Annotated in this window: 1 protein-coding gene; it reads right to left on the reverse strand. The window is 54.2% G+C overall.

Annotated features, from left to right (window positions below; all coding sequences use genetic code 11):
- On the reverse strand, positions 1-544 hold a 544-nt coding region (locus tag AC1D0P_RS27825), incomplete at both ends, for a twin-arginine translocation signal domain-containing protein (RefSeq protein WP_477679684.1).

Here is a 544-nt window from a genome sequence, read left to right on the forward strand (position 1 = left end):
TTCTTGATGAACATCGGGTCATGCGGCTTGCGCCAGATGCCGTCATAGATCGCGGTCACCTCGATTGAGCCGACCTTGTATTTGTAGTGGCCGACCGCCGGTTCCAGCGGCGAGGCGGCATAAGCGGGCGGAATGAATTCCAGCTGGCCGGCAAGACCGAAGGCGGCACCGGCAGCAGCAGCGCCGAGAAATGTGCGGCGTGACATATCGAACATATTCGCATCTCCTCTTTGGGTGGGCACCGGAATTGCCTCGGTGCGGCCACTGACGAACAAGATCGAAGACTGGGTCCGAATATTCCCGACGGCTTGAGGAAAAATTACAACCAATTGAAAAGACGTCACTATTTCTTCTACACTCGATTTTCGAATTCTTGGCCTCAAAATAAATTTGAAAAAATTGATTTCGCCGGGAATAAACTCCCTCTCCAGACGATCTAGTGGTCGAATGCAGTCCAATCGAAGAAGATCATGACAGCCCTGGCCGCCTCTCCATTTCTGTTCTCCCCTCGCCGCGCGCCGCTCGTCCCAACGCATGCGTGGAC

Source organism: Polaromonas sp. P1_G2, from assembly GCF_056405515.1.